Raw genomic sequence first — 22732 nt, forward strand, 5'->3', positions numbered from 1 at the left:
ACACATTCTACTTTTTCTCTTCATTGCTTTTGAAGTAAAAATATATAAGGGTAATTTTAATCAACTGGGTTTTGAAAGTCAATGGGAGAAGTGAAAGGCAAATGTGTTTTGCTCGGCTTTCTTGACGGAATTTCTAGTTGAATGACTTGCTAATGCTTTTTGCTCGGCTTTCGTGACGGATTTTCTGACTGAATGACTCGCTAATGCTTTTTGCTCGGCTTTCGTGACGGATTTACTGTCTGAATGACTTGCTAATGCTTTTTGCTCGGCTCTCGTGGGGGATTTTCTAGTTGAATGACTTGCTAATGCTTTTTGCTCGGCTCTCGTGGGGGATTTTCTAGTTGAATGACTTGCTAATGCTTTTTGCTCGGCTTTCGTGACAGATTTTCTGTCTGAATGACTCGCTAATGCTTTTTGCTCGGCCTTCGTGACGGATTTTCTGACTGAATGACTTGCTAATGCTATTTGCTCGGCTTTCGTGACGGATTTTCTGTCTGAATGACTCGCTAATGCTATTTGTTCAGCTTTCATGGCGGGTTTTCTGACTGAATGACTTGCTAATGCTTTTTGCTCGGCTTTCGTGGCGGATTTTCTAGTTGAATGACTTGCTAATGCTTTTTGCTCGGCTCTCGTGGGGGATTTTCTAGTTGAATGACTTGCTAATGCTTTTTGCTCGGCTTTCGTGACGGATTTACTGTCTGAATGACTCGCTAATGCTTTTTGCTCGGCTTTCGTGACAGATTTACTGTCTGAATGACTCGCTAATGCTTTTTGCTCGGCTCTCGTGGGGGATTTTCTAGTTGAATGACTTGCTAATGCTTTTTGCTCGGCCTTCGTGACGGATTTTCTGACTGAATGACTTGCTAATGCTTTTTGCTCGGCTTTCGTGACGGGTTTTCTGACTGACTGACTCGCTAATGCTATTTACTCGGCTTTCATGACGGGTTTTCTGACTGACTGACTCGCTAATGCTTCCTTGTTTTACTTTTACAATTGCTAGTTGTGTATTTCGGCCCAATCACGGGTCTTTATCTATTTCTCGGTGGCACGGAAAAACAATATTTGCCGACGATTTATCTCTCGATTACCAATGAAAGGCCTGGGCTCATCGGGCAGGCACGCGGCTTCATCTACCACTCACCATGGATTATTCTTTTCCCTCTCATAGCTTACTTATTACTACTATTGGCCTTTTATCTCGTCTCGTCAGGTTAAATAACCAGGCAAATAAAAATTGGCGGAGGGTGACTCATTATGATTTTTGGGTATATAGAAGGGTAAAGAAATAGGAGGGGAATCACCATGACCATTGAATCCATCATCATTGGCGTTATTCTTATATTCATCCAGCTTTTTGCACTAAAGATTGTTAAGTGGCTACCAATGAGAGAACAAAAAATACTGTCGCTATCCGGCGGTGTCGCGATCGCTTATGTATTTGTATATATTCTCCCTTCCATGCATGAAGAACAAGACAAGTTAGGTGGCACACTAGCGATCGATTCCGAACTATACTTCTTGGGGTTGATCGGATTAATTGTTTACTATAGTGTGTATAAATTCGCAAAATCTACAAAAGCGCAAAAAATGAACCAAAACGCCGCCTATTTTGTGCAAGCAACTTTTTTCGCTATCTATACATTTATGGTTTCTTATATTGTATTCTCATCTGATGTTCACTCTGGTGAAGCTTTATTTTATGGATTAGCCATCGGTCTTCACTTTATCGGCATATCCTATCATATTGGAAAAGGTAACGAAGATGTTCACCATCAGTACGGACGCTTTCTATTTGCGATAGCTACGCTTATAGGGGCACTTGCCGGATCAATGGGCCCTACTTCAGGGTTATTCGTCCACTCCATCATCGCTTTCAGTTCAGGCGCAATGATCTTTAATGTCATCAGTAAAGAGTTACCGGAGGAAGACTATGCCCATCTGCCCACTTTCTTATTGGCTTCCCTTTTGTACTCATTGATTCTCTTTACTCTTAAAACCGTCTTTAATTGGTAAATAAAACGAGATAACCCAATTTAAATGACATGAGCAAATTCCCAGAAACTTTTGTTCATGTCTTTTTTATGGAGTTGTACTCAGCTCTTCCTAGTTACTTTTTCTGTAAAGAATAGCACTAGTAAGAATCATAAAGACTGTACCAATCATTAATAAACCGTTTGGGATCCAATACAATTCACTCGGTAAAGTACTAAATAATATGATAGACAGCACGATTAAAGGTATCATGCCTAAAATATACAGACGGATGATTGGATTTTGCCACTTTATATTAAACTGATTCAACTAATTGTCCCCCCTTTATGCTAGCTAGTAACCATCCCCCCACAACCCTTTCAAAAAGAATTCCGCCTTCGCTCCCCAAATGTTGATGACATACACTTGATCAAAATAGACCATTACACCAATAATAATCAAAATGAAACCACCAATTTTCATCAAATGGCTCGAATATTTATGAAAGAATCGCACCTTCTCAATAGCAAAACCTAGTAAGATAAACGGTATAGAAAATCCTAACGAATAAGCCGTAATATGGATAAAAGTTTGTTCTGGTGGTTGAGCCAAACTAGCGTAAATAATAGCACCTAAGATGGGGCCAATACATGGGGTCCAAGCTGCAGCAAAAATGACGCCTACTAAGTATGAATTCAAACAAGTTCCTGCTTGTTTATATTTGAAGAGGCGTATCTCCTTCATAAAAAGTTTCGGCTGAAAAAGTCCCATTAGAAATATCCCCATCATAACAAGGAAAATCCCACCAAACATGCGAATGAGATCATTATATTCTCTAAAAAACTCCCCGAGAAAGCTCGCAGAAAAGCCCAATACATAGTTTAAAGATGCTAATCCGAAACAAAACGCAACCGCATGAAGGATTACCTTCGACTGTGCACCACGCTTTTGTTTCAGGTCATTTACCGATACCCCGGTAATATAAGAGATAAAAGTCGGATATAACGGTAGCGTACACGGAGAGAAAAATGCCAATAGCCCGCCTAATAATGCTAAGGTTACTGTCATATTCATTATATCCATCACTAGGTATCCTCCTGATCCATTTAAGTAAGTGTTTTCAGTATCTTACAAGTAATTCTAACCACTTATGATGTGGCATATGTAATTGAATCGCCGTTTGTAGCCATTTCTTTTCTTCAGAAGATAGGAAATCGACGAATCGAAGAAAGTCCTCTTGATCTTTCGCTCTCGTATCTTTCGCTTTATATAACAACACCACTTCGGGGCTCAAATATGGAATATCTTCTATGTGTACGGACTTCATTTTTTCAAATGAATAACGAATACGCTCATCTCTTCTAAAGATCCAATCGTTATGTTGGATTTCATTTAACAATACTTCTAAAGAAGTACCATCTATCACATTCTGGCAATGAATTTCATGAATCGGTCGCTGTAAATTTTCCCCTTCCCAAGTAACTAGTTCACCATTCACCACCTTCTGAAACCTCCATTGTTTAAGGTGATTTTTTACATGCGCTTGATCCTGACGAAATACAGCGATTTCAATATCTTTATGTTCTCTAGTCTTTTGACCGATATGCAAATCAATCGCCCAACCACCCGCAATAAACCACGGTTTATCAAATCCCGACATGAGTTCCTTTATTCTATGACAAAGTTGGAACTCCGTCATAATTTCAACCCCATACATAAAGCTCCTGCTACCGGATTGTACGTATATGGCGGAATTTCATAAAACTGGTTAAGAGAATAATTTCTTGAAACGACCAAATCATCTACTCCTTTCTTCAACAACCAACCATCATTGATATTTACTACTCGTATTTAGTCGCCGAAATGATGATCATCATGGGTCTTCTCATTTCATTCTTCATTTCCTCTGTATGCATCATATGTTCTGGTGGCTTTGGTTCCACTATTCTTGTGATTTGAAAACCTTGCTTTAGTAAGCCATCAAGATAAGTAGTCAAAGTTTTATGGTATTTCGTTACTTTTTCTCCCAAAAAGGTTGTTTGTCTTTCTCCTTCAAAGAAATAATGGTCAACAGGAAAATGAGAAACCTCTTGCTGTGCATCATAGAACCAATCTTGACTACCTTGTGCTGTAAAAATAGGATGTTCTACAGAAAAAATAAATTGTCCTCCTTTTACCAATCCCTTATGAACATTATTAGCCACTTCTTCAAAGTTAGGTACATAGTGAAGGGCAAGTGAACTTACTATCAAATCATAATGCCTCTCTTCTATTTGCATATCCTCTATCGTGGATCGAATATATGTAACATTTTCATAGTCTTTTGACATTGTTTTTGCTTTCGAGATCATTTTTTCAGAAATGTCTACTCCCACAACTGATTTAGCTCCATGCTCTGCCGCGAATCGGCAATGCCAACCGAAACCACAACCTAAATCTAAGACGGTTTTATCCTGAAAGGTTGGCAGCATACCTTTTAATGTTTGCCATTCTCCAGCTCCTTCCAGGCCTTTTACCGATCGTGTCATTTGACTATATTTTTCAAAAAAGGATGCTTGATCATATATATTCTCCTTCATAACGAACCTCCTTATATAATATTGAACTTCTTTAACGCCTCACTTATCCCTCCTTCACTCGCCCTGGAGGTCACATAATCGGCAGCAGTCTTTACGCCTTGGCTACCATTACCCATCGCAATTCCTAGCCCAACAAGTTTCACCATATCAATGTCATTGTCGCCATCACCAAAAGCAATTGCTTCATGGGGGTACACATTGAAATAGGCTAATACTTCTTTTATTGCTACATACTTAGATACCTCTTTTTCAACTACATTTAAGATATAAGGGTGCCACCTCTTAAAGATTAAATAAGGAAACGTTTGCCGATAAATATCTACTACTCTATCATTCGCAAATAAACATAATAGATAGACCTCTTCCTCAAGAATAGCAGGCTGTGTACTCGGATAATCAGCAAGAGATAAAGTCTCATTAAGTGCTGTAAGAATAGCTTCTTCTTTAACACCATTCATATAAAGGGATTCAGTATAAAAAGATAAACCATGTTTCATTTTTTCTGCAAAGTTCATCACGTCTATTAATCTCTCTTTATTAAATGGAATCTTATGTATGACCGTCTGTTGATGCTTGGCATATCCTCCGTTAGCTGTTATAAATGTCTCTATCCCTATTTCCCGCAACTCTTCACACATGGATAATGGCCTACCAGTAGCCGCAACAACGTGTATACCTTTCTCCATCAGTTTTCTAATCGCTACCTTAGTTGTTGGTGGTATACTCCCATCTTTTTCACTCGTTATCGTACCATCCACATCAAAGAATACCACTTTATAAGTCATCTTCTCTCAACCTCTTTATGATGATAAAAATAGGGTCCATACCGCGGGTTTTCATGCGTTCTTATATATGTCCAAGTAAAATCAACATCTACCACATAGATATCACTTTCTCTCTCTAAATCAAGCGCCTTGAGTGATGTTACCCGATCAATGATATACGCACTATCCTCCATCTCGTAAAAAATATAACAAGACATATTTTTCATTTGTTCTAACTTACCTCTAGCCTGTTCTCCTTTAAGACAAGTGACTGTCTCATAACTAAAAACATGCCATAAATATCCACAAATTTTTCCTCTTTCATATAAATAGATCTCTTCTTTTTCACGCTCATTCAAGTGACTAGCAAATGACTGCTCCCAGCGATATTGTAAATAAGTACCCCATTTCGGTATCTCGGTTACTTTTACTCCCCGATCTCGCAATCTTGTTACTAAATCCACTACTCCCTCACTTCCTATCCGCCAACAAGAAAACCTCACCGGTATTGGCATCAACCCCATACAAACTATCAATCATTGCACTTAAAATATATTTTCGTGTATCAAAGTCATACACATAACAAGGTTTTAACACAATGAATTCCTTGATTTTTTCATAGGCTTCTTCTTTTGATAGGACAACCTCTTCCGGTCCATCATACGATTTAAATTGATCACTTAATAACTGGTTGTCTATATAATTAATCACCTCGAGCGAACAGGGATCGATAAAGACTTTCAGTTTCCGCTGGAAAACAAACGAGTTTTTCTTACTTCCTTTTAAATTTGCGTGAATATAACCAATATCGCGATTGAAAGAAGTTAATAACCATTCCCCTGAATACTCTGGGTATACTTGTCTTAAAAACGTTTGAACGACGTCAATATAAGCAGTTACTTCACTTTCATTAATCGGTTCAGTATCAGCACTAGGTTCATTCGTGAATGCCTGTTTTGCTGAGATATCTTCTATCCATTCCATTTCTTTTCTAGCAAAGGGTGTTTGTAACGGCTCTGTCCAATTCAATACTTCCTGCACTTCTACCTGCCCAATCCCAGTCGCAAAACCTTCATAAGGAATCGTTTTAGAAAGATCATTGGTTACATAAATTTCCTCTATGCCATAAATAGCGTGGATTTTTTCCTCTTCAAAGGAAGGATCATGTATCAACCTGATTTGCGCCAGTGCGTTTTTTTCCACTTGCTCAACGGTCAATGTATATTCCTCTTCTTCCACCCATTCATCCGTTGGAAAATAACCATGAATGCTATAAAAAATCAAATCCCCATCTCTATTTACTTTCAGTTCAATATAACCAGACGGGGAAATGTCCATCCCTTTATAAGATCCTTTAAAAGAATACTCCTCCTCATTATGTGAATCCAGTTGAAAATGCCTACCATATATCAAATTCGTTTCCGCTTCTATCCATTTGATAATGCTTTCTACATCCCGCTGTTGAAAGACAACACCATGCTCTGCATATGTTGCCCCTTCCACAAAAATCGCGGATTCTACCTTATTTGTTTGCAAATCGATCGTAATTACTGCCGTTCCCTCAGGATTTAAATTTTCCTCAACAATATCTGCCTCTTTAGGAAACCACTCCATACAAAATTGGTAAACTGTTTCATTGAACAGTGTTACGCGGCGACTGTAACTACTACGACATAAATCATAATGAGCTAAGCCGAACTTTAATCTGGTCCATTCTATTATTTTTTGTTCTTGTTCGTTTATAATCATTTCTTAACCATCTCCTTTAACACATTTGTCATGTCGCCTGTGGTCAAATACGTCTCCCCATCATTAACCATATACATGAGAATACTAGGATCATCTTGTTCTCCTACCCATAAATGAATGGCATGAGTAGGTAAACCCTTTTTATACTCAACCATTACATCATAATCTGGCAGTCTTTCATTTAATACTGTTGGCTCTTTTACAGCTGTTAAAATGACTTTTTCCACTGTTTTTATGTCTGCATCTTCTTTGATAGAAAAAAGGATGGTTTCATTTATTTCACCCACGCCTTTTGATGGTGAAAAATGAATAGCTTTAATTGGCTCGTCCAATAACACCATCGGCTCTCCCTTTTCACAACCGATGAGAACGAATACGTTTAAAACGATAGCGAGGTATATGATTTTCATACTTACTCCTTCATACACATAAATGGAAATATATGCTTATTATCATACAATGGAACAAAAAAAAGAGCCACACTTCATGTGACCCTTTACATAATAAAAATAATGATAAATCCTAATAAAACAAGCAGTATCGTACCAAGTAATGCCGCATAAAAAATCTGCAGGCCCATTTTCTTAAAAGCGGAGAGTTCTACATTTAACCCTAAGCCCGCCATTGCCATTGCTAATAATAAATATGATCCACTAATAAGCCATTGAACAAGTTCAGTCGGCAACCACCCCAACGTATTGATGGCACTCATCGCGAGAAAACCGAAAATAAACCAAGGAATCGGTAACTTGTTCTTTGTTGCGCTCTCTTGACTTTCCCGCTTCTTCATATAATAGCCGATAAGAATAGCCACTGGTACAAGTAAAATGACTCTTGTTAGTTTAACGATAATGGCGATATTCTCTGCCTCCACACCACCAACAGAAGAAGCAGCAACAACGTGCGCAATCTCATGCAGGGTGCCTCCAGTTAACATACCATATTGGTAATCGGTTATTGGTAAAATCGGATAAAGAAATGTATAAAGTAACGTGAATAGCGTACCAAGCACAGCAATCACACCGACACTGACAGCAGTCACACTTTCCTTCGCTCTGACAACAGATGCAATCGCCACAATCGCAGCCGCACCACAAATCGCCGTACCACATGCCGTTAATAAACTTAATGTCTTATCCACACGAAGCATCCTAGCGAAGCTATAAACTGCTAGGAGGGTGACACATAATAAGAATGCCGCATAAAGAAAAGTACTTACACCTGCATGAGCTAAATCGGATAAATTAAGGCGCAAACCTAACAAGATAATGCCTAGTCTTAATAATTTTTTACTAGAAAAATCAACACCGACTTTATATGAACGGTTCCAACCAATCGTATGAGACCAAATTATACCTAGCAAAATGGCTAAAACGAGCTGACCGATAATCGTCAGGTAAGGTAGTTTGGCGAGAAGCCCAGCCACAATTGCAATAATCAATGTCGTTCCTATTCCAAAATAAAAGGAGCCTGTTCTCAAAGATGACTTTAAATCCATTGCTGCCTCCCCTTTCTCTATTACAGTATAGTTTTGTCCTTTTTATTTTGGAAATAAATATATATAATAATACTTATTCATTTTATTAATAAATGGGGTGGTTTTATAATGCATATGGAGGAACTTGAGACGTTTCTTGTCCTCGCACGCGAGAAAAATTTTACAAAAACAGCTAAACAAAGGGCATTATCTCAACCAACCGTTAGTGTCCATATAAAAAACCTGGAAAATGAATTTGCGACCTCACTCATTCAGCGCACAACAAAAAAAGTCCACTTAACAGCAGAAGGGGAACTTTTTTACAATCAAGGCTTAAAAATATGGGATGTGTATGAACAGCTTAAAGAAACATTATATAAGAAAAAACAAGTCGCCTCAGGTCTCATACGAATCGGAGCTAGCTTTACAATTGGTGAATACATTTTGCCGAGCGTTATCGCACAATTACAAGCAACACATGAGCAATTATCCTTCCATGTGACGATTGGTAATACAGATCAGGTGATTAATAGTGTGAGGCGGTTAGAAGTAGATATCGGTTTAGTGGAAGGGCAAACCTATGCAAGAGAGGTGGTCCAAACACCCTTTGCAGAAGATCGTTTAGTGATTGTCTGTTCACCTGCCTATGAAGGAAATTTTCATTCGATAAATGATTTGCATGATCAAGAATGGATTATCCGTGAAGAAGGTTCGGGGACAAGGCAATCATTTGACCACCTGATCGAATCTCATCAAATGAGAGTCAAATCCACCTTCATCATCAGCTCTACCCAAGGAATAAAAAGTAGCGTAAAAAGTGGACTAGGACTCGCCTTACTATCCGAGGCAACCATACAAGAGGAATTAACATACGGTCTATTGAAGATTGTACCGATAGAAGGCCTTTATGCAAAACGAGCCTTTTCTTATATCCTGACCAAAGGAACAAACCTTAATCGCAATACGCAATTATTAGTCGATACGTTGAAATATGGTACTGAAGCTTAGTATTTAAACAAACGTTTGATTAAATGGGATGAATGGAACAAGTGACAGGTTCTATTCGTTCCTTTTTCTACTCGACCAAACCACCTATTTTTAAGCATTGTCCATTTTAAGGTGATAGTTATTTCAATATATAAGTAAACTTCTGAACTCCACCTAACATTGTAATGATAGTATGAGCTATCAACAAAAAAATAGTTTGTTATTCGTATAAATCCCTTCATTTCCAATACTAAATGTATATTACTCTCCCTTCATTGTCATATTTAAATATAATATTGCTGGCATCCGCTAGTATATGTGTAAGAAAAGAGCAAGAATAATGAAAAGATCTTTAGGTTTTCTTGTTATTATTTGTGAGGGAGGGTCAAGCTTTGAAAAAAGTGAATCTAATCATGGATACCATTGATTATATCGAAGCTCATCTATCAGAGAAAATGAACCTAGCACTTGTTGCACATGCCTTGCATTATTCGAAGTATTATCTGCATAGGGTATTTTCGCAAACAGTAGGTATGACTATTCATGATTATGTACAGCGAAGAAAGTTAACTGAGGCAGCAAGGATGCTTGTATTCTCCGATAAGTCTATTCTAGAAATCGCATTGATTGCTGGTTACGAGAGTCAGCAAGCATTTACCACTATATTTAAAGCAATGTATAAGAAATCACCCCTTCAATACCGTGAGGAAAAAGACTATTATCCATTACAGTTACGATTCCAATTTAATCATGAATGGACTCAGACGAGTAACAATAAAGAATTAGAGAACTTAAGAATAATTAAAGAAGCTACCAAGGATAATGTACCATCTTGGATGGCTTTTGTAAGCCTCGTAATTGATGGCTTTCCTCACTTGCAAGAAGCAGAGCATAGAAAGGTACTTCAAACATACATTGCTGACAGACGTGCCTTCATCATGATAGAAAATGGATTAATCATTGGAAATATGTTGATTTCCCACATAAATGGGGGAATTGATTTCCTGGGGGTTCATCCTTTATATGATAAACCAGAGATTATACATCTTTTTATAAAGATGACCGATTTGGCAAATTACGAAAAAGTCCACATCACGTCTTTTAGAAAAGGAGATAAAGCTGACCTAGGCTACCGAAATGCATTAATTCAACTAGGTTTTAGAGAAGCAGAACTTCTGACTGAATTTGGTTATCCTACTCAGGAAATGGTTTTATACCAACAAGGAGAGATACATGATTAAGCCAGTTACACTTTATTTATGAAAACTTAAGTATAAGAAAGGAGTGCTATAATGACATCTGATATATTCCAGGAAGAAAGTATACGATTAAAAGAAATGATTAGTCATTTGGAAGAAGAAAAAGATTACATCAATCATAAAATTAATAACCACGATGAAGATTATCATGATTTAAAGCATTATTTATCTGAGTTTACTGCTGATCCGATGGAAATGTACCAAAATTATCGGTCTATGACTAATATTGATAAAACAATTGACTTTTATTATAGTCAATTAAATAAAATAAAAAAGCTTTTAGAAGCACCTTATTTTGGCCGTATCGATTTTAAATTTGAGGATGGCGATGAGGTAGAAGAATTTTATATTGGAAAGTTTAACTTAACTGATCGAGATAACGATATATTAATTTATGATTGGCGAGCACCGATATCGAGTATGTATTATGAATATGAACTTGGACAAGCATCTTATGAAGCACAGGTTGGTATGATACATGGGGAAATCAGCCGAAAGAGACAGTATAAAATTATGAATAAGCGATTACAGTATGCATTAGAGAGCTCAATGACTATCCAAGATGATGTCCTTCAAAAAGAATTGAGTACAACGTCTGATGATCGAATGAAAACAATTATATCAACCATACAGAAAGAACAAAATAAGATTGTACGAAATGAATCTGCTCATACTCTCGTCATTCAAGGGGTTGCTGGTTCAGGGAAATCAGCCATTGCTCTTCATCGCATTGCCTATTTGCTTTACAAGCACAAAGAAAAGTTATCGTCTGATCAGATCACAATCATATCACCGAATAAAATATTTGCTGATTTTATAGCAAATGTTTTGCCGGAATTGGGTGAAGACCCAGTTCATGAACAGACATTTGATGATATTGCCACAGCACTTCTTCCAAAGAATATAAAAGCTGAATCTTTATACGAACAAACCAAAAGGATCATAGAAGAACCTCATTCTAAGTATACGCTTCGAGTAAAACTAAAATCTTCATTAGCTTTTTTTAAGCAATTGAGTAATTATATAAAGAATATTGATTCAAACATCTTTCAACCAGATGAAAATATGCATTTTGGAGAAACTATCATAACAAAGGAATACCTTATATCAAGATTTCAAAGTTATAATAAACTCCCTGTAAAACAACGGTTGGATGAATTATCCAATGATGTCTTAGACATTATAAAGGCGAGTAAGGCAGCAGAAATTAAAAAAATCCCTTCAAAAATTGAATTAAAAAAGCGACTTAGCAGCTATTTAAAATTTAGTGATGCCCAATCTATTTATATACACTTTTTTAACGTGATCAATAATTGTGATGCATTAAATTGGAGTAAAGAAAGACTAGAATATCAAGATGTCTTTCCATATATATATTGTATCTACTATTTTGAGGGTATCCAGTCTTTTGACTTAGTTAAGCATTTAGTTATTGATGAAATGCAAGATTACAGTCCCGTTCATTACGCTGTGATAAATAAATTATTTAGGTGTAAGAAAACAATCTTAGGTGATTTTGGTCAAATGTTGAATCCTTTTAGTTTAAATTCCGATAAATCATTCAGTAACATATTTGATAGCATGGAATTTGTAGAATTGATAAAAAGCTATCGATCGTCTTATGAAATTATCGAGTTTGCGAAGCAATTTATGCCGGATTACTCCATCGAAGCAATTGATCGCCATGGAGAAAAACCAGAAATTATAGCGTATACAAACCAGCATTCTTTGATTGTTGAATTACAAAGATTGATCAGCCAGTTCCAAAATAACTCGTTTAATCGTTTAGGTATCTGTAAAAGCGAAGCACAAGTAAATCAATTATATGATGAACTAAAACAGTTTTTTACACTTAATAAACTAAGTGATACCAGTGAAACATTTGAGCAAGGGATAACCGTAACAACAATCCAATTAGCTAAAGGATTGGAATTTGATGAGGTAATCATTCCTTTTGCAAATGCTGATATATATAAGTCGAAATTTGACAAAGGCTTATTGTATATCGCAGTAACTAGAGCGATGCATAAGTTGACTGTACTGCACAAGAAAAACGAATTAACTCCTTTAATGAAAGACGTGTAAAAACTACCCCATTCTAAAAAAGATTGGGGTTTTCTCTTTTTATCAATCAATTGTCACTATTCTCCCCCTTTAGCAACTAACTAGAAGAAATTCCCTTTATTTAAAGAAATAAAGTAACTATCAACCAACCAGAGCAGACTAATATAAAAACTATAACTATGTGTAAAGAAACTATCTAGAGGAAATAACTTAGTTATTACCGTTTTGTTTTACTTGATATTACTCTATATGCTTTATAGAATATTAATCAGATTAATGAAGGAGGATTTTTGTTTGAATAACTTATGTTTAAGTCTGGTTCATAGCTTTTCTCAAAAATAATTCATCGAGGAGAGTGTAATTAATGAACTTTTATATAATGAAAGATATACTGAACGAACAGTTCGATTTAAAAATTACTCACATGACACAACTTACCGATCATAATATATCTGCAACCTATTATTTAAATACAGCTAAAGGAAGTTACGTTCTAAAACGTATTCCTTCCTATATTCAAGATACCGAAATAGAAGGCAAATTGGTTAAGTACCTTTACGAAAACGAAATTCCTGTAGCACAAGTTATTAAATCTAATCAAGGAACTTATTCATTCTCCATAAACGGGGAAAAATACCACTTACAAGAATATATAGATGGGGAAATTTATGACTTAAATAATGGAACTGACTGGTTTAAGGATGTATCCGCTCAAAATTTAGGAAAAATTCAACATGTATTATCTCAAACCCCCAAATTAAAAACAGGAATGATTAATAAAGAATTGTTTACTAACGGTCAAATTATTAAGGCAAAAAAATCCTACCTCAGGACTTTTAAAAAAGCACAACAGTCAAACGATACGACAACTATGAAAGATATTATTAACCGATTAGAGTATCTAGATACAATTAATAACTATACGTTTGATTATTCTAAGTTTACATGTACTAATTCGCATGGAGATTATTATACTTCTCAAATCATATGTAAGGAAACAAAATTGTATACAATTGATTGGACAGACGCCTGTCATTTACCTGCATGTTGGGAAGTAATGATGTCTTTCGCTTATGCGGACCCTGTTGCTAAGAGTGGAAAAATTGAATCTAATGCTTTTAAACGTTATATAGATAACTATTCAAAATGGTTTACCTTGACTAAGTACGATTTGTTCCATATGCCGTATCTGTATTTCTTTCAGCTAGCTGTCAGTAATTTTTACGAACCATATGGAAAGTTACCAAAAGAATATTTAAAAATTGCTAGGCTGACAACAAAGCAGTTAGCATGGCTAAATAAGAATGTTGATTCTTTAGCCATGAAGTTAGTTTAAAAAACGCAATCTTTTGTCTTGTCCCTGTCAAGTAGACAACATAAAAAGCTGAACAGTGAACGTGTGTCGATATTCAATCGGCGCACGTTTATTTAGTTTCATATGACTACGTTTAGAATGATCATTACCTAGAGCTTATTCTACTTTTGTTTAACACTTATTCAGTTTTGAGTGTGGAGAGGTTCTATAATTATATGAAAAAAACAAGTTGCCTTAGGGTTTATACGAATCGGGTCCTAGCTTTAAGATTGGTAAAGGTATTTTGCCAAGCGTTATCGCACAATTACAAGCAACTCATGATCAATTATCTTATCATGTAACAATTGGCAATACCGAATAAGTAATTGATAGTGGCAGGCACCCTAAGAAGTAGACATCGGCTTGTGGAAGGGCAAACCTATGCGAAAGAGTTGTTCAGGCCCCCTTTGCAGAAGATTGCTTATTGACCTTCTGTTCACCCACATATGGAAAGGCATTTTCATTCGATAGAGGATTTATATGACCAAGAGTAGGGCATGAAAAAGGCACCTGATTGAATTACATCAAATTAGCGTCAAATCGACGTTCATCAGCTCTACACAAGGTATAAAGAGGAATGTAAAAAGTAGCTTAGACGCTCCTTATTTTCCGAGGTAACTATAAAAGATGAGTTGACATACGGCCTGTAGAAGCTGGAAGGCTTTAAGAAAAACATTCCTTCTCTTATGTGTTGATCAAAGGAACGAACTTGAATCACAGTATCCAGTTATTAGTTGATACGTTAAAAAACCGCACTGAGACTTACGAAAAGAGCATTATCAAACCACTTTTTTTGCGATTTAAATAAATGGTTGATTGAATTGCGGGCAAGGAGGCCTGCACAAGCGACCTCCATTTAACTGTATTTCTCTATTTAAAAAGCTGGATAATTGCTCTGGGAACGGCAAAAACATAGTCTGCTATTGTCATCGTATTTTCAACCTTGTCGAACTTCTCTTCGAATCGATTAAGATATTTTGTTAAATGATTTGTTACGATTTCTCCTTGAATCGGTTCTACACCATTTTTAAAACGAATGCGAACTGATTTTCCTTTATGAAGATCTTCTGAATCCATGATTTGAAAATGGATATGCGCTTCAGAAGAGTTACCCGAGTTCCCACATTTGCCAAGTAATTGTTTTTGAAGAACTTCCTCTCCTTCTTGGACAATGATACTGTCTTTTTTAAAATGAGCAATCATACTATATTCCTTATGCGCATGCTCTATCACAATATAGTTGCCTGGGGGGTGTTCTTCATCCATCTGCCCTGGAATATTATCATCGAGACCATCAACCACTTTTATTACTTTGCCATTTTGAGGGGCGATAACTTCCTCTGCAAATGCGTAATAACTCTCATTTTTTTCAGGTCTACCATTATATGTAGAGCCATCCTTCACCTTTAATAGATCATACGCGTACCTTTGATGTTCATATACGTAATGGTAATTAATAAATTCATTTGTGCCACCCCAGAAAACAAACCAATCATCCATCACTGGCATAATGTATTCATTCTTTGTATAAATCTTATCTGTTTCTGGAAAGACAAAGTAGGGTTTCAAATAGAAACTGACAATTGTATATTTATCATCGAAACCAACCACAACTGCTTTTGCTTTTGAGTTATCTACCCATACGAACTGACCAATGCCTAAGACATCCGTCCGTGACGTAAGATGATAACTACGCACACCTTCATTAAAAGCTGCGCTCATCTCAATAAATGCCGATAATGAAACCATTCCTTGAAACACTTTTGAAGTTGCTTCATAAATTGTTTTAAAATCTTCTCTTAACCAATGATCTATAAACCTATCAGGATCCATTGACCCGACCATTCCATCTACCCCCTAGGTTTCTATTCTTTATATAGAAGAGAAAATCAAACGATTCTCAAGAAATATTTTGCAGTTAATAGTTAAAAAACCACCAATAGTTACTTTAATTCGACTTGAATCTTCTAACTTTCCTTCCAAATCTCCTCTTATAGCAAGTCCTAAATTTTCATCCTGTAATTCGCCATTTACATATAGCTTTTCACCATTAATCCAGTAATTCTCAACTAGTATATGATCTCCCTGATGGTTCACTTCAAAAACCTTCTTCATGTAAATCACTCCTCGTTTATTTTTACGACTAACTCGGGAATAAGTTTCACAAATAATCTGTTTTTCTCTTACCAAAAAAAAGATTCTTGAATTATGATGAAAGTCATAGTATATTCTAACCGAGGATAAATTTAATATTTCCACAAGGGGAGCCTAATATGGCTGAGAGTGAGCGAGTTCGTTCTGACCCTAAGAACCTGTTAGATAATGCTAGCGTAGGGATCGTGGTTTTGGATATGAGCAATACTAGGCATCCATCACCGCCTATGTATTGCTTTTTTTCATAAAAAAGTAATACAGGTTTACTCGTTCGCTTCTCTTTTCGGAGAAGGAGGAAAAACATGAAACAAAATAAAACACTTTTTATGGTGGAAATTGCTATATTTGCAGCTTTGGCATTATTACTTGATTTCTTATCGGGCTTACTGATGGGGAGATTTTGGCCACAAGGTGGGTCCATCTCACTTGCTATGGTACCGGTTTTCTTAATGGCCTTTCGTTGGGGTATTAAAGGTGGCGTCTTAACGGGCTTATTATTAGGAGGACTACAAATCTTAACAGGAGCTGTTCCTTTTCATTTCGCCTCATGGATCATTGACTATTTCGTAGCCTTTGCTGTTGTCGGACTCGCAGGCATCTATATGAAAAAAGTTGTACAAAATTATCAAGACGGCCAATTTGGCAAAGCAAACATGTATGTTATTAGTGGCGTTTTCTTAGGAAGTTTCTTACGCTTTTTATGCCATTATTTATCAGGCATTATCCTATTTGGTGCCTATGCTCCGGCAGATCAACCTGTCGCACTTTACTCACTCGTATATAACGGAACATATATGCTACCTACCTTTATCGTATGTGCCTTAGTCGTTGTCATGCTTTACACAACAGCCAATAAGGTCCTTCTGAAAAAAGCATATTAATCATCTAAAGGCTCTGGGGGAAACTCAGGGCCTTTTTTTAAGATAACTTTTTGGGAGATTTTCGCACGATGATGGAACTGAGGAATCAGGGTGGCATGTACATCGCCATGATATTCAGTAAGATAACCATGCAATCGACTCTTCACAATACTTCCAAAATGAAAGCGTCAAAAGCAGCTAGGCAAACCTCCATCATCTCTTCTATTTTCTGGCCGGCCATGATGATCCGAAGAAGACCATGATTTATACAACGCCGAATCTGCAGGAAGTTGGCAACCGACTCGATAGTTTATATCACGAAGTAGATTGAGTGTGATAGGAGAAATTTTATTAATATCGAATATAAAGGAAACGCAAACGAAATGAGCTAATGATACACATCATTAGCTCATTTGAATTCCCCTTTATGCCGATATAAGAGTGCCTCTTCATGATTCCTCTCAATCGAAATAACAGAAATTTTAATGCTGTAGAAATTGGGCTTTTTAATATTGTAATTTCTTAACGTTGTAAAATCGCATTTTCCTGACGCTACCCCGATTATGGAATAAATTTATTTTCTATACTTTATTATTCTTGAGTTCTTCGTCGCTTTTGTACTCCAATATGTCGCCTGGCTGACATTCCAAAGCCTTACAAATGGATTCTAAAGTGGATAACCGAATCGCTTTTGCCTTTCCATTTTTCAAAATAGAAAGATTAGCCATCGTGATTCCAACCCTCTCCGAAAGTTCTGTGACGCTCATTTTCCTTTTCGCCAACATCACATCGATATTAATTATAATCGCCAATTCCTTCACCTCAGACCGTTAAATCATTTTCTGATTTTATATTTATCGCTTCTTGTAAAAGCCTTTCCAGAACTGCAGCGAATACTGCAATTACCATCGAAGCAAAGATAGGGACCATTCCGATTATTGCACCACCTGGGGCATCGTCTACTTGAGCTAACATAAAAACGAATGGCAAAATTGCCACATATAAGATACTGAATATGGTTGCACAGAGTTTTATATGCTTCAAAGCTTTTACGGAAATTTGCGAAAAAGCTTGATTCTTGTCAATATAACTTAAAAGCTTAAAAGCTTTATAAAGTGCAATGTAAAAGGGAATTGCCGATAAATACATTCCGATTACAATGGGATATAACATATAGGCATAATCTGGATTTGCCGGATTATTAGGTAACCAAATCAACCCAATTATACCCAAGGAAAAAACGGGAGTACCAATAAAGAAAACGGCTATTTTTAAAAAGAGTGTTGAACCACGTTTCATAAAAAGCACCTCACTTATTTATTTCTATTTGATTTTAATATAAAATTTATCGTTTCACAATATTTTTTTGTTCCTAATCATTATTAATTTGTTGTTATAATCTTTGAATTTTAGACAAATATAAAAAAGCATTCCTTATTACAAAGAAATGCTTTAACTATTGGATTTATAAATCGTTCAACAAATTAGAAAGTATCTCATTTTCGAACATTCAATTATCTTCATTATTATACTTTTGTTCATTTAAAAAAGAGCAGTAAAGCGAACCTCATGTAATAATACACCTTGCAATACAAACCTTTCTTGACAAAGAAATATACAGCGCCCATACATTCTAGTAAACATAACGTCTCATTTATCGGGAATTCCAAAAAGCTAGAACCCTTGTGGGAACTGGCTTTTCGTTTGCGCTTTTGTTAGCCATGAAATATACATGCCAACAAACAGTGATAAAGCACGAATTGTTCTTTATAAAAAATGAATGAAAATATGTATAAAATCCTCGCACATCTCTCTCATTTAATGTGTTATTTTTACACAAAACGGAATATTGTATGTGTAGTTTGAAATAGAGCTTGAGCAAAAACACTTCGTAAATCCTTATTTTACGGTAAAAAAGAAGAATTCATTTTGAAGAAAGATTAATCAAAATGGATTCTTCTATACCAATTTTAAGGTTGTTTTTTATAAAAGAGTTTGATCATTTTCTGCCTGTGTTACTCCACAAACGTGCCCTTTAACTGAATATAAGAAGTCGCATTTCTTTCATTTAATTTTACTCAATTGGTTTATTACTTTCATTAACATAAATTTGACACCTTTTCTTTCATAAGAAAAGTCATTAAAAGTACCAATTAAATAGGTATCCATCTTAGGGTGATAAAATAAATAGGCTCCTGTGGCACCTGCATGTCCCCAGACATTAAATATTTTCGGCATGAGTAGTGGAACTGATTTAAACTGCATAATTCCATACCCATACTCAATTCCTACCCCATACTTTGCTTTATCATTCATCATTTTCTCAAGCGTTTCCTTTTTCAATAATTGATAGGATACTAACGCTTTCATAAATTTCAACATATCTTCTCCAGTAGATACTACTCCACCGCCTGCATAGTCGAGACCTGCGTATCCTTTGTGATTAGTTAGGTTGTTTTTATTAATATAAAAGTCTGCTAAATGTTGGGTATCTTTGTCTAATGGATTAGAATAGTGTAACACAGATGAATTCATCATACTGAGGGGCTGATAAATATATTGTTTCATAGCTACATGAAAAGATATTCCTGTTATTTTTTCTATGATTAAGCCTAATAGATGATAGTTTGTATCAGTATATTTAAAGCCGTTACCTGGAGGGAAATGAGGTTTTTGATGTGTTTTTGCCCAAGTAATTGCCTCTTGTGGGGTTATGGTAAAGTTTGGATCATCCAGAAGCCTTTCAAGTAATGGACGGAAATTATCATACAAACCAGACGTTTGATTTAGTAGATGTTTAATTTTAATGTCATTCGTATAATCTTTACCTTGATAAACATGAAGGTGTTTGACTAATTCTCGATCTAAATATTTGGTAATACCGTCTTCGAATGATAATTGACCGTTTTCATATAAAATACTAACCAAAACTGACGTGAATATTTTTCCTACGCTTGCCATATATGCTGGCTGTTTTGGATTCATTGACCCTTCTGCGATATTTAAATGGATACCTTTCTTTTCAGAATGAACAAGTAAAAATGCACTCTTTAAATTTTTGTTTTTTTGGACTTGTTTTTTAAATGATTTTTCAATTGAATTGATTACTTTTTCACTTTGTTTTGTTTGCACAGACATCCCCCCACTAATTTTATTCCTAAACGCCGTTACTAACAAATACAAAAACGCCATTTTGAAAAAAGATTGAATCTAAATGGCGTAATACTTTTAAATTTATATGAATTTTTTATAAAAAAGATTGATCATTTCAATGTGCCTTATGCCGCGAATGCTAACTGCAACAGTTTTAACATTTGCAAACCATTAAATGGTTCCCATCAGGGTCTTTGAAATTAAACCATTGGTTATGCTCAATTTCTGTTGTCAATTCGACATTCTTACCCTTCATATACTCATATGCTTGTTCTATATTATTAGTATTCAAATGAAAAGGTGGAGTTTTGAAAATATTATCCTCTGAATAAATCTTGCTATCTAATACAATTCCTGTTCCGTTCATAGGTATTATATACAAATGACCAAATAATATTTCACCATCTGCTGATAAACCTAATATGTCACAATACCATTTACGAGCTTCTTCAATGTTGCTTACGGGAATAAACACAGTACCAACTTGATTTAAAATAGGGTTCATAGATTACCTCCAAATTTAGCTATATAGGTTTAATTCGTCATGTATTAAATATCCCCTTCTTGTTGAATTATACTGTCCCAGTTAGTGAAATATCGAAGTGTAGCTAATTCTGGTACATCTTTTTTATAAAGGCACATGATAGAAAATCATTTACATTTTTATTCATGCACACATAACTTCTATGCGATAACAAGAGATAATCTCTATCTCCATTTAAAAAATTTTATTTTTCGTGAACGAAAGGAGAACACTAATCGTCATAGTAGTAAATCCATAGAAAAGGGGGGCAAGGTTTGGAAGAGAAAAAATGGATTAAAGCAGCGAAACAAGGCGATAACCAGGCGTTAGCTCACTTATTTAAAGAGAGTTATCCCCTTCTCGTTCATTATTTAATGAAGCTCACCCTTAATCGAGAAGAAGCTGAGGATTTGGCACAAGAGACGATGACAAAAGCGATTGAAAAATTAAATCAATTTCAGGTAAAATCGAAATTTTCCACTTGGCTCATATCCATTGGCACAAAATTATATATCGATCAAAAAAGGCGCCAAAAGCGAGCTGATGCTTTTAAAGCACAGCATATGCGGAAATTAAAATGGCAGGCACAGTCACAAAATGAGGATTGGGATTTCTTATTAGCTTCTCTCGCTGAATTAGAAGATGAATTAAGAGTGCCGATTATTTTAAAACATTATTATGGCTATGCGTATGATGAGATTGGCAAAATGCTTGGAATTGCTGAAGGAACAGTAAAATCTAGAGTTCACCGCGGAATTAAAACCATTCGAAAGGAGATGGGTGAAGATGAGAAAGGCCCAGGAACAATGGAAAACCCTATCAAACAAGGATGAAGAAGATTTTTCAAAAGAAATGACACGTTCTTTTGCACAGTTTGAGGAAAATAACCCCATCTCTACTCCTAGTGAAGATTGGTTTGAAAAAATGGTCATCGCTAAAAAGGATGCAGCTAGTAGAAAATGGCGAAGAGAATTACTCTTATTCGGCGGAATAGCAACACTTATTCTCGTTTTATTTTTTACAACATTAACCCAAATACCAGTTGTCTTTATCACATTACAAGGTCTTACAGTCCTTCTAGTCATCTGTTATACCTTGCTGCAAATCCAAAAACATAGAGAGAAGGTACGACATGACGAATATTGATTTCTTTTTACTATTCTTAGTAGCTATTATTTTATTATCACAAAGTATCTTTTTATTTACTAATGCAAAGAAAAATGGGATGAATCATTGGTTCTGGGGTATTATCGCCTTAATTCAAGCACCCGTACCACTAATATTCTATATCATCGTAAGAAACGTTCGTAGAAAAGAGGAGGATGAATTAAATGATTATCGTGACTACTGAAACAATACCAGGTAAAGAAATAAAAGAGTTAAAGGGTTTTGTTAGGGGAAATTCAGTCCAATCGAAACATATTGGAAAAGATATCGTGGCCGGATTACGTACGATTGTCGGTGGAGAAGTCTCGGAATATACAGATATGATGACGGAATCTCGCCAGAAAGCAATCGGTCGGATGGTAGAGCATGCCAAAGAAAAAGGGGCAAATGCGATTATCGGTGTACGTTTACAAACGTCAGCTATAATGGCAAACGCCAGTGAAATATTGGCTTATGGTACGGCGGTGTATGTGGAGTAAACAAGAGGTTATATATATTTGTTGGCTGTCGACTTCTTGACAGCTTTTTTTGCGGAGTACCTTAAATCTATTCAGAATAAGGATTGGGCAAATTCCTAACCCTAATTCTAACGCTTAAGCCTCCGCTGCTGTATCATTCTTTTAATATCATAGCAAGCAAATGTCCCACAAATAATGATACCAGCACTAAAA

At 35.9% G+C, this 22732-nt stretch carries 26 protein-coding genes, 1 riboswitch and 1 other annotated feature (1 of these 28 cut by a window edge); of the genes, 10 read left to right on the forward strand and 16 right to left on the reverse strand.

The window, feature by feature from the left end; genetic code table 11:
- Window positions 1-33: a binding site (T-box leader), on the reverse strand; it reaches 244 nt to the left of the window's first position.
- 45 nt (window positions 34-78) lie between these two features.
- Window positions 79-531 (reverse strand): hypothetical protein, encoded by a 453-nt coding sequence (locus MKX29_RS07095; protein WP_251163034.1) that lies wholly within the window; start codon window positions 529-531, stop codon window positions 79-81.
- Between the two features lie 771 nt (window positions 532-1302).
- Between MKX29_RS07095 and MKX29_RS07100 the strand changes: the two genes are divergently transcribed.
- Window positions 1303-2013 (forward strand): hypothetical protein, encoded by a 711-nt coding sequence (locus tag MKX29_RS07100; protein WP_224938268.1) that lies wholly within the window; start codon window positions 1303-1305, stop codon window positions 2011-2013.
- Window positions 2014-2103: 90 nt separating this feature from the next.
- Here MKX29_RS07100 and MKX29_RS07105 read toward each other — a convergent pair whose 3' ends face one another.
- The 9 genes from MKX29_RS07105 to MKX29_RS07145 form a co-directional block, all read right to left on the reverse strand.
- Complete coding sequence (locus MKX29_RS07105) at window positions 2104-2301, reverse strand: hypothetical protein (RefSeq protein ID WP_341104816.1); 198 nt, start codon at window positions 2299-2301, stop codon at window positions 2104-2106.
- 24 nt (window positions 2302-2325) lie between these two features.
- Window positions 2326-3054 (reverse strand): cytochrome c biogenesis CcdA family protein, encoded by a 729-nt coding sequence (locus tag MKX29_RS07110; RefSeq protein WP_224938328.1) that lies wholly within the window; start codon window positions 3052-3054, stop codon window positions 2326-2328.
- 37 nt (window positions 3055-3091) lie between these two features.
- Window positions 3092-3670 carry a nucleotidyltransferase domain-containing protein gene (locus tag MKX29_RS07115; protein ID WP_341104818.1) on the reverse strand — a complete coding sequence of 193 codons (579 nt, stop codon included), beginning with the start codon at window positions 3668-3670 and terminating at the stop codon, window positions 3092-3094.
- A gap of 142 nt (window positions 3671-3812) precedes the next feature.
- Entirely contained in the window at window positions 3813-4550 is a 738-nt protein-coding gene (locus tag MKX29_RS07120) for a class I SAM-dependent methyltransferase (protein ID WP_341104820.1), read from the reverse strand.
- Window positions 4551-4561: 11 nt separating this feature from the next.
- Window positions 4562-5335 (reverse strand): Cof-type HAD-IIB family hydrolase, encoded by a 774-nt coding sequence (locus MKX29_RS07125; protein WP_341104822.1) that lies wholly within the window; start codon window positions 5333-5335, stop codon window positions 4562-4564.
- Window positions 5332-5778: a DUF4275 family protein gene (locus tag MKX29_RS07130; RefSeq protein WP_341104824.1), complete on the reverse strand. Its 447-nt coding sequence runs from the start codon at window positions 5776-5778 to the stop codon at window positions 5332-5334. Before MKX29_RS07130 ends, MKX29_RS07125 begins: the two co-directional genes overlap by 4 nt.
- Before the next feature lie 7 nt (window positions 5779-5785).
- The gene (locus MKX29_RS07135) at window positions 5786-7063 is read right to left on the reverse strand and encodes a hypothetical protein (RefSeq protein ID WP_341104827.1); all 1278 of its coding nucleotides are present in this window, start codon (window positions 7061-7063) and stop codon (window positions 5786-5788) included.
- A complete protein-coding gene (locus MKX29_RS07140) occupies window positions 7060-7473 on the reverse strand; it encodes a hypothetical protein (RefSeq protein WP_341104829.1) in 414 nt (137 codons plus the stop codon). Before MKX29_RS07140 ends, MKX29_RS07135 begins: the two co-directional genes overlap by 4 nt.
- Window positions 7474-7559: 86 nt before the next feature.
- Window positions 7560-8561, reverse strand: coding sequence for a YeiH family protein (locus MKX29_RS07145; RefSeq protein ID WP_341104831.1), 1002 nt, complete (start codon window positions 8559-8561; stop codon window positions 7560-7562).
- A 108-nt stretch (window positions 8562-8669) separates the two neighbouring features.
- On the opposite strand from MKX29_RS07145, the gene MKX29_RS07150 reads away from it, so the two are divergent.
- The 4 genes from MKX29_RS07150 (at window position 8670) to MKX29_RS07165 (ending at window position 14186) form a co-directional block, all read left to right on the forward strand.
- The gene (locus MKX29_RS07150; protein ID WP_341104833.1) at window positions 8670-9548 is read left to right on the forward strand and encodes a LysR family transcriptional regulator; all 879 of its coding nucleotides are present in this window, start codon (window positions 8670-8672) and stop codon (window positions 9546-9548) included.
- A 380-nt stretch (window positions 9549-9928) separates the two neighbouring features.
- Window positions 9929-10768: an AraC family transcriptional regulator gene (locus tag MKX29_RS07155; protein ID WP_341108222.1), complete on the forward strand. Its 840-nt coding sequence runs from the start codon at window positions 9929-9931 to the stop codon at window positions 10766-10768.
- Between the two features lie 51 nt (window positions 10769-10819).
- Window positions 10820-12871 carry a HelD family protein gene (locus MKX29_RS07160; protein WP_341104835.1) on the forward strand — a complete coding sequence of 684 codons (2052 nt, stop codon included), beginning with the start codon at window positions 10820-10822 and terminating at the stop codon, window positions 12869-12871.
- 343 nt (window positions 12872-13214) lie between these two features.
- A complete protein-coding gene (locus tag MKX29_RS07165; RefSeq protein WP_341104837.1) occupies window positions 13215-14186 on the forward strand; it encodes a phosphotransferase in 972 nt (323 codons plus the stop codon).
- 888 nt (window positions 14187-15074) lie between these two features.
- On the opposite strand, the gene MKX29_RS07170 is transcribed toward MKX29_RS07165, so the two are convergent.
- Both MKX29_RS07170 and MKX29_RS07175 read right to left on the reverse strand, forming a co-directional pair.
- Window positions 15075-16049: a M23 family metallopeptidase gene (locus MKX29_RS07170; protein WP_307315715.1), complete on the reverse strand. Its 975-nt coding sequence runs from the start codon at window positions 16047-16049 to the stop codon at window positions 15075-15077.
- A 27-nt stretch (window positions 16050-16076) separates the two neighbouring features.
- Entirely contained in the window at window positions 16077-16319 is a 243-nt protein-coding gene (locus tag MKX29_RS07175; protein ID WP_251163040.1) for a hypothetical protein, read from the reverse strand.
- Window positions 16320-16454: 135 nt separating this feature from the next.
- A riboswitch (TPP riboswitch) is annotated at window positions 16455-16559 on the forward strand.
- A 101-nt stretch (window positions 16560-16660) separates the two neighbouring features.
- On the opposite strand from MKX29_RS07175, the gene thiT reads away from it, so the two are divergent.
- Window positions 16661-17239 (forward strand): energy-coupled thiamine transporter ThiT, encoded by a 579-nt coding sequence (gene thiT / locus MKX29_RS07180; protein ID WP_341104840.1) that lies wholly within the window; start codon window positions 16661-16663, stop codon window positions 17237-17239.
- A gap of 560 nt (window positions 17240-17799) precedes the next feature.
- Here thiT and MKX29_RS07185 read toward each other — a convergent pair.
- From MKX29_RS07185 to MKX29_RS07200, 4 genes are all read right to left on the reverse strand, one after another.
- A complete protein-coding gene (locus MKX29_RS07185) occupies window positions 17800-18030 on the reverse strand; it encodes a helix-turn-helix domain-containing protein (protein WP_341104842.1) in 231 nt (76 codons plus the stop codon).
- A 10-nt stretch (window positions 18031-18040) separates the two neighbouring features.
- On the reverse strand, window positions 18041-18517 hold the full coding sequence (locus MKX29_RS07190) for a DUF2975 domain-containing protein (RefSeq protein WP_224938283.1): 477 nt from the start codon (window positions 18515-18517) through the stop codon (window positions 18041-18043).
- A 765-nt stretch (window positions 18518-19282) separates the two neighbouring features.
- Window positions 19283-20350, reverse strand: coding sequence for a serine hydrolase domain-containing protein (locus MKX29_RS07195; protein WP_341104844.1), 1068 nt, complete (start codon window positions 20348-20350; stop codon window positions 19283-19285).
- Between the two features lie 175 nt (window positions 20351-20525).
- The gene (locus MKX29_RS07200; protein WP_341104846.1) at window positions 20526-20876 is read right to left on the reverse strand and encodes a VOC family protein; all 351 of its coding nucleotides are present in this window, start codon (window positions 20874-20876) and stop codon (window positions 20526-20528) included.
- Between the two features lie 293 nt (window positions 20877-21169).
- On the opposite strand from MKX29_RS07200, the gene sigY reads away from it, so the two are divergent.
- From sigY to MKX29_RS07220, 4 genes are read left to right on the forward strand one after another with little or no spacing between them, the layout of a single operon-like run.
- Window positions 21170-21727: an RNA polymerase sigma factor SigY gene (gene sigY, locus MKX29_RS07205; protein ID WP_341104848.1), complete on the forward strand. Its 558-nt coding sequence runs from the start codon at window positions 21170-21172 to the stop codon at window positions 21725-21727.
- Entirely contained in the window at window positions 21681-22040 is a 360-nt protein-coding gene (locus tag MKX29_RS07210) for a YxlC family protein (protein ID WP_341104850.1), read from the forward strand. Before sigY ends, MKX29_RS07210 begins: the two co-directional genes overlap by 47 nt.
- The gene (locus MKX29_RS07215; protein ID WP_224938288.1) at window positions 22027-22245 is read left to right on the forward strand and encodes a sigmaY antisigma factor component; all 219 of its coding nucleotides are present in this window, start codon (window positions 22027-22029) and stop codon (window positions 22243-22245) included. The genes MKX29_RS07210 and MKX29_RS07215 overlap by 14 nt, the downstream gene beginning before the upstream one ends.
- Window positions 22226-22540, forward strand: coding sequence for a YbjQ family protein (locus tag MKX29_RS07220; protein ID WP_224938289.1), 315 nt, complete (start codon window positions 22226-22228; stop codon window positions 22538-22540). The genes MKX29_RS07215 and MKX29_RS07220 overlap by 20 nt, the downstream gene beginning before the upstream one ends.
- Window positions 22541-22732 lie beyond the last annotated feature (192 nt).

It is taken from the genome of Cytobacillus sp. FSL R7-0696 (assembly GCF_038006865.1).
Classification (GTDB): Bacteria; Bacillota; Bacilli; order Bacillales; family Cytobacillaceae; genus Cytobacillus; species Cytobacillus kochii.

What these genes read in the sequence shown, in the direction of transcription:
- MKX29_RS07140 (WP_341104829.1), bottom strand. Translation starts at nt 7,473, where the DNA reads ATGAAAATCATATACCTCGCTATCGTTTTAAACGTATTCGTTCTCATC.
- MKX29_RS07160 (WP_341104835.1), top strand. Translation starts at nt 10,820, where the DNA reads ATGACATCTGATATATTCCAGGAAGAAAGTATACGATTAAAAGAAATG.
- MKX29_RS07190 (WP_224938283.1), bottom strand. Translation starts at nt 18,517, where the DNA reads ATGAAACGTGGTTCAACACTCTTTTTAAAAATAGCCGTTTTCTTTATT.
- MKX29_RS07220 (WP_224938289.1), top strand. Translation starts at nt 22,226, where the DNA reads ATGATTATCGTGACTACTGAAACAATACCAGGTAAAGAAATAAAAGAG.
- MKX29_RS07120 (WP_341104820.1), bottom strand. Translation starts at nt 4,550, where the DNA reads ATGAAGGAGAATATATATGATCAAGCATCCTTTTTTGAAAAATATAGT.
- MKX29_RS07215 (WP_224938288.1), top strand. Translation starts at nt 22,027, where the DNA reads ATGACGAATATTGATTTCTTTTTACTATTCTTAGTAGCTATTATTTTA.
- MKX29_RS07145 (WP_341104831.1), bottom strand. Translation starts at nt 8,561, where the DNA reads ATGGATTTAAAGTCATCTTTGAGAACAGGCTCCTTTTATTTTGGAATA.
- MKX29_RS07095 (WP_251163034.1), bottom strand. Translation starts at nt 531, where the DNA reads ATGAAAGCTGAACAAATAGCATTAGCGAGTCATTCAGACAGAAAATCC.
- MKX29_RS07100 (WP_224938268.1), top strand. Translation starts at nt 1,303, where the DNA reads ATGACCATTGAATCCATCATCATTGGCGTTATTCTTATATTCATCCAG.
- MKX29_RS07125 (WP_341104822.1), bottom strand. Translation starts at nt 5,335, where the DNA reads ATGACTTATAAAGTGGTATTCTTTGATGTGGATGGTACGATAACGAGT.
- thiT (WP_341104840.1), top strand. Translation starts at nt 16,661, where the DNA reads ATGAAACAAAATAAAACACTTTTTATGGTGGAAATTGCTATATTTGCA.
- MKX29_RS07210 (WP_341104850.1), top strand. Translation starts at nt 21,681, where the DNA reads ATGAGAAAGGCCCAGGAACAATGGAAAACCCTATCAAACAAGGATGAA.
- MKX29_RS07175 (WP_251163040.1), bottom strand. Translation starts at nt 16,319, where the DNA reads ATGAAGAAGGTTTTTGAAGTGAACCATCAGGGAGATCATATACTAGTT.
- MKX29_RS07135 (WP_341104827.1), bottom strand. Translation starts at nt 7,063, where the DNA reads ATGATTATAAACGAACAAGAACAAAAAATAATAGAATGGACCAGATTA.
- MKX29_RS07150 (WP_341104833.1), top strand. Translation starts at nt 8,670, where the DNA reads ATGCATATGGAGGAACTTGAGACGTTTCTTGTCCTCGCACGCGAGAAA.
- MKX29_RS07110 (WP_224938328.1), bottom strand. Translation starts at nt 3,054, where the DNA reads ATGGATATAATGAATATGACAGTAACCTTAGCATTATTAGGCGGGCTA.
- MKX29_RS07165 (WP_341104837.1), top strand. Translation starts at nt 13,215, where the DNA reads ATGAACTTTTATATAATGAAAGATATACTGAACGAACAGTTCGATTTA.
- MKX29_RS07170 (WP_307315715.1), bottom strand. Translation starts at nt 16,049, where the DNA reads ATGGTCGGGTCAATGGATCCTGATAGGTTTATAGATCATTGGTTAAGA.
- MKX29_RS07200 (WP_341104846.1), bottom strand. Translation starts at nt 20,876, where the DNA reads ATGAACCCTATTTTAAATCAAGTTGGTACTGTGTTTATTCCCGTAAGC.
- MKX29_RS07115 (WP_341104818.1), bottom strand. Translation starts at nt 3,670, where the DNA reads ATGACGGAGTTCCAACTTTGTCATAGAATAAAGGAACTCATGTCGGGA.